This window comes from Aeromonas sp. HMWF016, assembly GCF_963878195.1.
In the GTDB taxonomy this organism is placed as follows: domain Bacteria; phylum Pseudomonadota; class Gammaproteobacteria; order Enterobacterales; family Aeromonadaceae; genus Aeromonas; species Aeromonas lacus.
The window spans coordinates 17,875-28,339 of sequence record NZ_CAWNWX010000076.1 but is presented as its reverse complement, the minus strand read 5'-3'; the positions used below and the strand labels follow the sequence as shown (position 1 = coordinate 28,339).

Below are 10,465 nucleotides of genomic sequence, written 5' to 3'. Positions count from 1 at the left end.
CCACCAGATAACCGAGCACCCCGCCCGCCAGCGCCCCTACCCCGGCCTGCAGCAGCACGTGGGTCGGCTGCTTGATGCCCATATCCTGCATCTGTTCGACCGCTTCGTCGGCCAGGGTGGAGTAACCCTGCATGATCCAGGTCGGGATCTTGGTGTAACCCTCCCAGGCGGTGTCCTGCACTATGTGCCAGCCGCGCTCTTCCGCCATTTTCATGGTCAGGCGCACGGTATCGTCGTAGTTCATGTCAGTGACGATGCACTCGGCACCGAGATTGAGAATGTGGTCAACCCGCTCCTGGGCAGAACCCTTGGGCATGTAGACCACCGCATGCTGACCTACCTGCTTGGCGGCCCAGGCAACGCCGCGACCGTGGTTGCCATCTGTGGTGGTGGCGAAGGTCATCGGCTCCTTGATGGTGCGCTTGATGAGATCGAAGGAGAAATCCTCGACTGCCACGCCATATTTTTCACAGAGCAGGTTGGCAATGGCGTAAACGCCACCCAGCATCTTGAAGGCATTGAGGCCAAAGCGTTTTGACTCATCCTTGACCAGAATATTTTTTACCCCGATATAGGCGGCCAGATCTTTCAAATCACACAAGGGGGTTGGCTCATAACCGGCCAGTTTTTTATGAAAGGCACGGGCCTTTTGTGCTTCGGCGCGAGAAAACAGGGGAGATGGTTCACCGGTAAAAAAACGGTTATCGGCAATATCCATCTTCAGAGAAAATTGGGACATGCGTACCTCATCCAGATTATGGGGTCGGGAGCCATCTCACCGGGAAATCCGATATTCAGATACCACGGGGAGAAAACTCACGACAATTCCGCTGTTGTAGCAGGCAGGGGAATGATCACCCCTGCCATTTCTTTTATTTATTTCAGCCAACGCTATTTATTTAACCCGCTTCTGGGCCTCTTTCAGCAGCGTTTCGAGGGTCTCTCCCGGGGCGGAGAATTTACGGGCCATGATCATGGCGGCGATAATATAGGGCTTCCAGCTCGCCTCTTTATAAGTAGCGATACGATATTTCTCGAATACCCCTTCGGTTACTTCCCCTTCCTTGCAGGAGACACCGGAAATATCGGCCGGCAGGCAGTGCATATAGAGCGCTTCGCCACCCTTGGTGAGCTTCATCATCTCCTCGGTGCAGTGCCAATCCTTGTGCTTGGCGTTCTGCTCCAGACAATGTTTCTCCAGGTTCTTGAGGCCAGCGTGGTCATTGGCGCGCAGCAACTCGGTGCGCTGTTCCATCACCTTGTAGGGGGCCCATGACTTGGGATAGACGATTTCGGCATCCTTGAACGCCTCTTCCATGGAGGTGACCTGACGGAAGCTGCCGCCGGAGGCCTTGGCATTCTCTTTGGCCACTTCGATCACGTCCGGGATCAGGTCATACCCTTCCGGATGAGCCAGGGTCACATCCATGCCAAAGCGGGTCATCAGGCCGATGATGCCCTGCGGCACGGAGAGTGGCTTGCCGTAGCTCGGGGAGTAGGCCCAGGTCATGGCAATCTTCTTGCCCTTGAGGCTCTCCAGACTGCCGAAGTGCTCCTGCAACCAGGCAAGATCAGCCATCGACTGGGTCGGGTGATCAATGTCGCACTGCAGGTTGACCAGCGCCGGACGCTGGGGCAGCACGCCCTTCTCGAACCCTTCATCCAGTGCCGCGCCCACTTCACGCATATAGGCGTTACCGGCGCCCAGATACATGTCATCGCGGATACCGATGGCATCGGCGCAGAAGGAGATCATGTTGGCGGTTTCACGGACGGTTTCACCGTGAGCAATCTGGGATTTGCCCTCATCCAGATCCTGCTGGGCCAGACCGAGCAGGTTGAGCGCAGAGGCATAGGAGAAGCGGGTTCGGGTGGAGTTATCGCGGAAAACCGAGATACCGAGCCCGCTGTTAAACAGTTTGGTAGCAATATTTTCGGCACGCAGTGTCTTGAGGGATTCGGCCAGTTTCAATACCAGTTCAAGCTCCTGAGGTGTTTGCTCCCAGGTCAGCAGAAAATCTTTTTCATGCAGGTTGGATTTGAGTGCTTTGATCTCTTTGATTAACTCGTTCACTGCTTTCATCGTTCGCCCCAATCATTGGATGAGATATGGATAGCTCCCCTTTCACTCACGATGTCACCAGCATCCCGGTTGTGGGTGAGCTCATCGGTTAGCGTCGATATAGGGCAATCAATAAGCGTGCCAAGGTAAGGATTTGTGGCGGAATAATAAGAAATGGCAAAAGTATGTGATGGGCGCCACAAAAGTAGCAGCGATTAACCCTATTTGGCTGATGAGGTTATGCGCTCACTGAATTTATCCTGCTGCGACTACATCTCATGGGGTGATAAAACCGAGTAACGGTAGAGATAATTATCATCCGGACGCATCGCTCGGGGCTGAAATGATATAAAGGAGACCAACTTTATCATTATGATAAGCAGCCGAGAGGTGACGGCCCCGCCCTCCTCCCTGCTGCATTGCAAAGGGCAGTGAGCCACATATGCCAAGTCTGTCCGAATACCCGGCACGCCTTTCCGAGACTGGTAAACCCTGACCAAAGGGCGCAAGCTGGTTTGGCCTGAACGTCATTCGCAGTATGAGCCAAGAGCGCCAGCCACTTTACCCACCGCAGCAAGGAGTGCTTATGACCGATGCCACCGACAAGTCGCCCTCCTCCTGGCATCTTTCGGATATCCGCGAACTGGCGCAACTGCTGACCCAGGCGCTGCCCGCTACCGTGCAGATAACTGAAGCGGTGCATCAGGCGGTACTGGGCGGAATGGGTATCAAGGGACGGGACAAGGGTAAAACGGCGGGGCTCACCGGCCTTATTTACCAGGGAGTTCATGGGGCCGCCAATAGCCTCGGCAGTGGTATCAATGGCATGCTGGCCCTCCTGCCACTCCCGGCGCACCCTTCTGTGGCAGAGACGCCCAAGCGCGCGGCCCTGCTTGCCACCCTCAATGGCGTGCTGGGGGACAAGCTGGTCGAGCAGCAAAACGCCCTCGCCACCCCGATGACTCTGCGCTATCAGGGCAGGCCACTCGATTGGCAGACCATGCCAGCCGACCTTCCCCACACGGGGCGAGTGCTGCTGATGATCCATGGCCTTTGCATGAACGATCTGCAGTGGCACACCAGCTATCAGGGGAAGTCCGTCAACCATGGCGAAGCGGTAGCCAGGGCGCTTGGCTTTCTGCCTCTCTATCTGCGCTACAACTCGGGTCTCTCCATTGCCAGCAACGGACAGGCGCTGGCGCTGCAGCTGGAGGATCTGTGTGACCGATGGCCGGGGGCCATCAAGCAGCTCAGCGTGCTGGCCTACAGCATGGGGGGACTGGTTATCCGAAGTGCCTGCCATTACGCCCAAATCCACTCACTGCGCTGGCCCGAGCGACTGCGGCATCTGATCTTTCTTGGCACGCCGTACCATGGTGCGCCGCTCGAATCCGCTGGCCACTGGCTGGAGCAACTGCTGCCAGTCACCCCTTACAGCATGCCCTTTGTGAAGCTGACCCGCATACGCAGCCAGGGCATTCGGGATCTGCGCCATGGCAAGGTCATCGATGCCTCCCGTCATAACAGGGAGCGCACCATAGGGCGCGATCCCCGCCAACCGCTCCCGCTTCCAAGTGGAGTGGCCTGCTTTGCCATCGCGGGCACCACTTCCGCCAAACGCACCCTGCTGGCAGAGCGGCTGATTGGCGATGGACTGGTGCCTCTGCGCAGTGCGCTGGGCCTGCACCGGGAGCGCGCACATCAACTCGACTTTCCTCCCGAACATACTCTGATCGCCTATCGCACCACTCATATGGCGCTGCTCGGTAGCCCGGTGGTTGGCGCACAACTGCTGGACTGGCTTGACGATGCCAGGTGATCCCCCTTCTCTTTGCATGCCGTTTCAGGTTTTTGGTCGAACAGCGCCAATCGGGCGCCGCATGCTGTGCTCGTAGCAGCTAGCCTTGGAGGCAGTGTTTGATATGAGCCAGCAGTGGAGCGCCATATGTTCTCTTACACCCTCACCTTCAAGGATGATGTCGACCGCCTGACAGCCCCCGAGCAGGAGGTCTCCTTGCAAAGCCCCGCCCAGGCGGGCGATTTCCTTATCCTCTCCGACGGCAGCCGCCATCAGGTGATGTTTGTCACCCACAGGGCCAACTACAGCAGCCTCTATCTCGATAAAGGGGTCAGGGTGCCGCAAAGCTAGCTCAGCTCATACCTCATTTGCGAAAGCAAAAGAGCGGCACCTGGCCGCTCTTTAATAAGTCGTGATATGACGTTGGCGTCACAGCACCTTGATCACCGGTTGGTGCACTATCTCGACGTCGTTTTTATAGACCACCAGCTCACCCGGTGGCACGCCTCGCTCACCCAATACGGTGACGACACACTCGTAGCGATAGGGGCCGCTCGTGAACAGATAGGTATGATTGCCCCCCGTCCCTTCCATCCTGACTGTGCCATTCTTCAGCACCAGATCCGGCTTGTCGGCGAGCGTCTTGCCCTTTGCCCAGGAGGCGTAGCGATAGTGGCCATCGTCCAACTCATCGATGCGGATGGTAAATTTCTCGGTTTGCCACATCAGCTCGGGGCTTTTGTACTCCTGCACACTGGGATGCAGACCGCTCTTCTGCCTGGCGATAAGCTCGGCTTTCAATTTGGCGGCCTGCGCCGTCTGATGATTGATACCGATGACCTTGCCATCAAAATCCATCCAGACCTCGCCACTGCCCAGCATGATGCCGCGCCAGCCCATGGTCTGCCAATCCTGCCCGACCCGGGAGGTAGCGATGCTTGTTAAAATGGCGTCATCAAACACCTCGTCAAAACGGGTCAGCATCTCAGCCGGGGTTTTGATGGCGGGAATGGGATACTCCAACTTGAAGGGGTATTTCATTTGATTGGCAAGGGCCTGATGATCCCGGGCTTCTGCCGCATCGACCAACTGCTGCACAAAGGGACGATACTCGGCCGGCAACTGCTCTTCGTCGGCTGATACGGGGAGAGCTACCCACAATGTTCCCAGCAACAACGTAGCCCATAAGCCCTTCATCTTACTGCCAAGGGTAAATGGCGCTTGAATCTTCAATTGTTCACATCTCATCGCGCTGACTCCTCCACACAAAAATTAACGATAGATGGCGCTACCAACCGGGTACCGAGTGTACTTCACAGCACCTCAACCTTTACCTTGATAACACCTTCACGAATATTGGCGATAGCGCTAAAGGCGGATTTGGAGAGATCGATAATACGCCCGCTTTTAAAGGCGCAGCGATCATTGACCTTGACCACTACGCTCTTGCCGTTGGCGAGGTTGGTAACCCGCACCATAGAGCCAAAGGGCAACTCCATATGGGCGGCACTATTGAGGTTGTTGCGATAGAGCTCGCCGCTGGCGGTCTTTTTACCGTGATAGCGGTCGGCATAATAGCTGGCGTAACCGGTCTCGCTATAGCCGCGCCAGCTGCCGCCATGGCTCTCGTCATAACGGCTGCTACAGGCGGCCAGCAGCAGGCAGACAAGCAACAGCCCCCCTTTGCAGGCCGATTGCACCACTCCCTCTCTCCCGATGCCGCGCATCTACTTCTCCTCGCTCACCTTGCCGGTTGGATAGCCCGGCTAATCATATCGCGTCGCAGTAGCGGGGATATTCTCCCCATACCGGCAAGCCACCGCAATGTAGGCGGCCCCTTGCCATTTTTTGGGACAAGCCCTGTTGCCAACGCCATGGCCATGGCCATGGCCACCACGATTGTTGCAATAAATACAGGCTTTAAATCATAACTGTTGCACCCAAGAGACAATCAAGGTGCCACTTCTCTGCTCTCGTTTGCCAACTCGAGCACGCAAACGCCCTCCGATCTGCGTCCGAAACACAGCACAACAGAGGGCGATGCTCGGCCAGATCTGGACAAGCCTGTTCATTCTCAGCCTTATCTCATCACGGACAGCGCCGCTACTTTGCCATATTTTTCCAATAAAAAGGGAGGCGAATGCCTCCCTTTTCTCCAGCTATTTGCCCATCAGAGTCAGGCGATCAGCTTGTCGTCGGCAAAGCCGAAGCCACGCAGCCCCACCACATGCACGTGCTCGTGCTTGCCCTGTACCTTGCGGATGAGCTTGTAGGTGGTGCCCTTCTCGGGGCTGATGTTCTCGGGCGCCGCGATCAGCAGCTGCATATCCTGCCGCTCGCACAGCTCGAACAGGGTGGCGATGGATTTGCCATCCAGACGGGCCGCTTCGTCGAGGAACAGCAGACGGCACGGGGCTATATCCTTGCCGCGCAGACGGCGGGACTCCTCCTCCCAGCTGATCAGCACCATCAAGAGGATGGCCTGACCGGTACCGATCGCCTCACCGGTGGAGAGCGCACCGCTCTCGGCCCGCAGCCAGCCATCGGCGCCACGCTGCACCTCGATCTCCAGCTCCAGATAGTTGCGATAGTCGAGCAGCACGTCACCCATCACCTGATAGCTGCGATCCCCCTGCTCGATCTGCGGGTTCAGGCGCTGGAACAGCTTGGCCATCGCCTCGGAGAAGCTGAGCTCCTTGTCGGCGAACAGATCGTTGTGCATGGCGGTTTGATCGGCCAGCGCCGTCAGCAGACGGGTGTGGGCCTCGCGGATATTGACGTTGAGGCGCACCCCGCGCACCAGACCGAAGGCGATGTTCTGCAAGCCCTGGTTGAGCACCCGGATGCGGTTCTGCTCGCGGCGGATGATGTTGGTGATCTTGGCCGCCACCTCGTGGGAGGAGAGCGACAGATGGGTCTCTCGCTGCTTGAGCTCATCGGCCAGACGGGCCAGCTCGATCTCCATCTCCTCGATCGCTTCGACCGGATCATCGGAGCGGATGATGTCGTTGCGGATGCGATCCTTGAGGTAACGGTAGACCTGCACGTAGAAGGCGACCTTCTGCTCGGTGCTGCGGTTGCCCTCGGAGAGACGCAACGCATCGCGCAGCGCCTCGTCATGGGCCACCGCTACCCGCAGGGCACCGAGGGCCTTGTCCGACATGGAGCGCAGCTCGTCGCTGTCGAGATAAGCCAGTTCGCGCTTGTTGAGGCGCTTCTCGACGTCGGTCTCCCGCGCCAGCCGCACCACCCGCGACCAGCTTGCCTTGTGACCCACCAAGGATTTACGGGCGCCGTAGTAATCCTTGCCTTCCAGCTTGAGACGACCGCCAAGGGATTCGATCTCGCGCTTGGTGACCTGCAGCTGGGCCTCGGCGCTGGTGCGACGGGAACGGGTGCGGATCAGCAGCTCTTCAATCTCTTTCTTGTGAGCGCGCGCCTTCTCTTCCATATCGTCAGAGAGCGTCAGCCCCATGGCCGCAAGCTCCTGCTCGAACTCGGTCAGGGTCTGGCGCTTGGCCTCGACACTGGAGTTGAGGGCGGTGCGCAGCTGCAACGCCTCGGTGTGGCGCTGGGCAATCTGCTTGTGCTGCTCACCGGCGGTGCGGGCTGCCAGCTCGGCCGCTTTCAGCTTCTCTTTGAGTCGCTCGCTCATCTCGGACGCCTTGCCCAGCAGGTCTTGCGCATCCTGATAGGCAAAGTGCGGCAGACGGGCCACCAACTGATCGAGGGCGTAGCAGCGGCGCTTCTGCTCGGCCAGCAGGTCGCTCACCTCATCATAGGCAGCCTGCAGCGCTGCAAGATCCTGCGGATCCTGACGCAGCACCTGCACCATAGCTTCCAGTTTTTCCAGCGACTTGCCGTGCTTGGCGATAAAAGCTTCGGCCTGTTTTAGCGCTTCCACATCGGCGTGAGCCGCCTCGAGGCGGGCGGCCAAGTCTGTCTCGGCAAACAGGTGGGCAAAGGGCAGCATGCCCTGCACCAGCTGGATATGGCGGGTCAGCTGGGCGCCGGCCGCTTTGGCATCACTCAGCTGCTTGTCGCACTCGCCGATGGCCCCTTGCAGGGTGCGCAGTTCAGCCTGTTTGGCCTGTACTTCGGCTTCGGGGTCGGGGCGGAAGGCGATATCCAGATGCTGGCCGATAAAGTCGCGGAAGTGACCGTAGAGACGGTGGTACTTCTGCTGCTCGAAGGCAGCCTTGGCGTAGCCCTCGATGAGCCCTTCGCGTTCAAGGTCGAGCTGCTCGATCCGTTTTTCCCGGGCGGCGCGACCAAACAGCGGCAGCTCGGGGTAGCGAGAGAAGCGCACCTGACGCTTGCTGGTGCGCACCAGCACGGCATCCCCCAGCTCGTCGGCTTCTACCAGATCCTCGTCAAAGGAGTCGGGGTTGCCCTGAATGAGGTAGATATCTTCCGGGCAATCTTCCAGCTTTTTCAGCCGCTCGATGGCGCCTTCGAGGTCGAGCACCACCAGGGCGCTGCGAGCCGGGCCGTAGAGCGCCGAGTAGTAAGGGGCATCGTCGATGGAGATGTCGTCATAGACATCGGAGAGCAACACGCCCCCCACCTGCTCGGCGATGCGAGCAAGGCGCGGATCCGCCTCGCCAGCCCCAAGCTGCAGGTTGCGAATTTGCAGCTCCAGCGCCTGTTTCTGCGCCGCGATGCGGTTGCTCTCCTGCTCGAACTCGCGCTCCTTGTCGAGCACGCTCTGCATGCCGGAAGAAAGTTCTTCGGCGGTGGCGAGCGGCAGGCTGCTCTGCTCGCGCAGCTGCTCGAGTTTTTCAAAGGATTTCAGCCAGCGCGGCGCCAGCTTGGTCAGCTCCGCAATATCGCGGCCCAGCTGGGTGCCCTGATGCTCGAGGCTGGCGCGGCGCTGGTTCACCTCGGCCTGCTGCTCGGAGAGCTCCTCCTGACGGGTGCGCTGGGCTTCGAGGAAGATCTCCAGCTCGTCGCTGCTGGCGATAAGGTGGCCAGAGGCCTGCTGCAACTCGTCGCGCAACTTGAAGAGACTCTTCTGACTTTCGCTCTCTTTCTCGAGGCGAGCCAGCGCGGCGCGCAGCCCCTGCCCCTGGGCGATGCGAGCCTTGTCTTCGATGTGACGTTTGAGCAGCGCCTGCGCGGTAGGCCAGGCGGCCTCGCGCACTGTCTCCGGGGCGATGCTCAAAAGCAGCGCCAGCGCCGCTTCGTGCTCGGCCACCGCCGCCTTGGCCAGCGCCAATTGCTGTTCGGCACCCAGCACCCGGCTGGTGAGACTCTGCTCGGCTGCGCGGAACTGGTGCAGGGTGTCGCTCGCCTGCTCGGCGGTCAGCCCCGGCAGCTCGCACTGCTCGCGGGCAGCATCGAGGGCCTGCACCGCCTGACGATACTGGATGGCGCGGGTCTGCTGGATATCGAGCGCCTGCTGGTAGTCGGCCAGCTGGGTCTTGAGGCTGTCGACTTCTGCCTGCGCCAGCTCCTTGCGCTCTTCCACTTCCAGCAGCTGGCCGTGGATCTCTTCCACCACCGCCTGCTGCTGTTCGAGTTTGTCAGAGAGATCCGCCAGATCGGCGCGGTACATCTCGATCTTCTTCTGCAAGGAAACCGCCGCCATCACCTTGGCCAGGTGCTCGGAGGCAGACTCCAGCTCGTCGGTCAGCAGTTTCTCGCGGTTGGTGAGCTGCTCCACCTCGTCGGCCAGATAGATGGCGCGCTGTTTCTCTTCGGCCAGAATACGGCGCTTGTCGGCCAGCTCCTGGCGCGCCTTGAGGGCCAGCTCGGAGAGACGGCTCTTCTCGGCGGCGTTGCGCACATAGTCGGCGGCCACATAGTGGGTGGTCTCGGTGATCAGGTTCTTGAACAGATCCCGCTGACCCTGCGTCTCCTTGATGGCCTCCAGCGTGCGGCGGTTTTCATAGATGGCCGCCTCCATGTCTGCAAACGCCTTGCGCACCCCGGAGTTCTCCGGCAGCAGGTATTCGCGCAGGGAACGGCTGATGGACGAGGAGATGCCGCCGTAGAGGGAGGCTTCGATCAGGCGATAGAACTTGCCGCGATCTTTTTGATCACGCAGCTTCTTCGGGGTGATGCCGAACTCGAACATGAAGTTGTGATAGTCGGTCACCGTATTGAATTTGGCGACTTTCAGCGCCCCCAGCTCGGCGGCCGCCCCTTTCAGGTCGGTAAAGGCGCGTACCCGCCCCTTGCCGCCATCGAGCTTCTCCAGCAGCAGATCGGTCGGTGCCAGATTCTCCGGCACATCCACCAGCGCAAACGGGGTGATGTTGACCTTGTTGTCACGGTTGGCCACCTGCTCGAGGTGCACGCCGACCCAGATCCGCTGTTCGCGGCTGTTCATCACTTCCAGCAGGGAATAGCAGTGGCCGCGCTGCAGCTTGCCGTAGAGCCCCTTGTCACGAGAGGCGCTGGAAGAGCCCGCTTCCGTGGTGTTGCGGAAATGGAGCAGTGACTGGTCGGGGATGAGCGCCGCGATAAAGGCCGCCATGGTGGTGGACTTGCCCGCGCCGTTGCCGCCGGAAAGCGTGGTGACCAGCTGGTCGAGATCAAAGGTCCGGGCAAAGAAGCCGTTCCAGTTGACCATGGTCAGGGATTTGAACTTGCCTCGCACC

General features: G+C 59.4%; 7 protein-coding genes. 2 read left to right on the top strand and 5 right to left on the bottom strand.

The window, feature by feature from the left end; genetic code table 11:
* Together AACS24_RS11065 and ygeW are read right to left on the bottom strand one after the other, a co-directional pair.
* The coding region (locus tag AACS24_RS11065) for a diaminopropionate ammonia-lyase (protein ID WP_108570709.1) at positions 1-739 on the bottom strand (739 nt) is incomplete at its 3' end.
* A gap of 156 nt (positions 740-895) precedes the next feature.
* Positions 896-2,083 carry a knotted carbamoyltransferase YgeW gene (ygeW, locus tag AACS24_RS11060; protein WP_108570708.1) on the bottom strand — a complete coding sequence of 396 codons (1,188 nt, stop codon included), beginning with the start codon at positions 2,081-2,083 and terminating at the stop codon, positions 896-898.
* Between the two features lie 565 nt (positions 2,084-2,648).
* On the opposite strand from ygeW, the gene AACS24_RS11055 reads away from it, so the two are divergent.
* Positions 2,649-3,881, top strand: a complete 1,233-nt coding sequence (locus tag AACS24_RS11055) for an esterase/lipase family protein (protein ID WP_108570707.1) — start codon at positions 2,649-2,651, stop codon at positions 3,879-3,881.
* A 126-nt stretch (positions 3,882-4,007) separates the two neighbouring features.
* Entirely contained in the window at positions 4,008-4,211 is a 204-nt protein-coding gene (locus AACS24_RS11050; RefSeq protein WP_033113256.1) for a hypothetical protein, read from the top strand.
* Positions 4,212-4,289: 78 nt separating this feature from the next.
* Here the strand turns inward: AACS24_RS11050 and AACS24_RS11045 are convergent, their stop codons facing one another.
* From AACS24_RS11045 to mukB, 3 genes are all read right to left on the bottom strand, one after another.
* A complete protein-coding gene (locus AACS24_RS11045) occupies positions 4,290-5,057 on the bottom strand; it encodes a hypothetical protein (protein WP_108570706.1) in 768 nt (255 codons plus the stop codon).
* A 116-nt stretch (positions 5,058-5,173) separates the two neighbouring features.
* Positions 5,174-5,587 carry a septal ring lytic transglycosylase RlpA family protein gene (locus AACS24_RS11040; RefSeq protein WP_108570705.1) on the bottom strand — a complete coding sequence of 138 codons (414 nt, stop codon included), beginning with the start codon at positions 5,585-5,587 and terminating at the stop codon, positions 5,174-5,176.
* Positions 5,588-6,036: 449 nt separating this feature from the next.
* A complete protein-coding gene (gene mukB, locus AACS24_RS11035; protein ID WP_108570704.1) occupies positions 6,037-10,464 on the bottom strand; it encodes a chromosome partition protein MukB in 4,428 nt (1,475 codons plus the stop codon).
* Position 10,465: the final 1 nt, after the last annotated feature.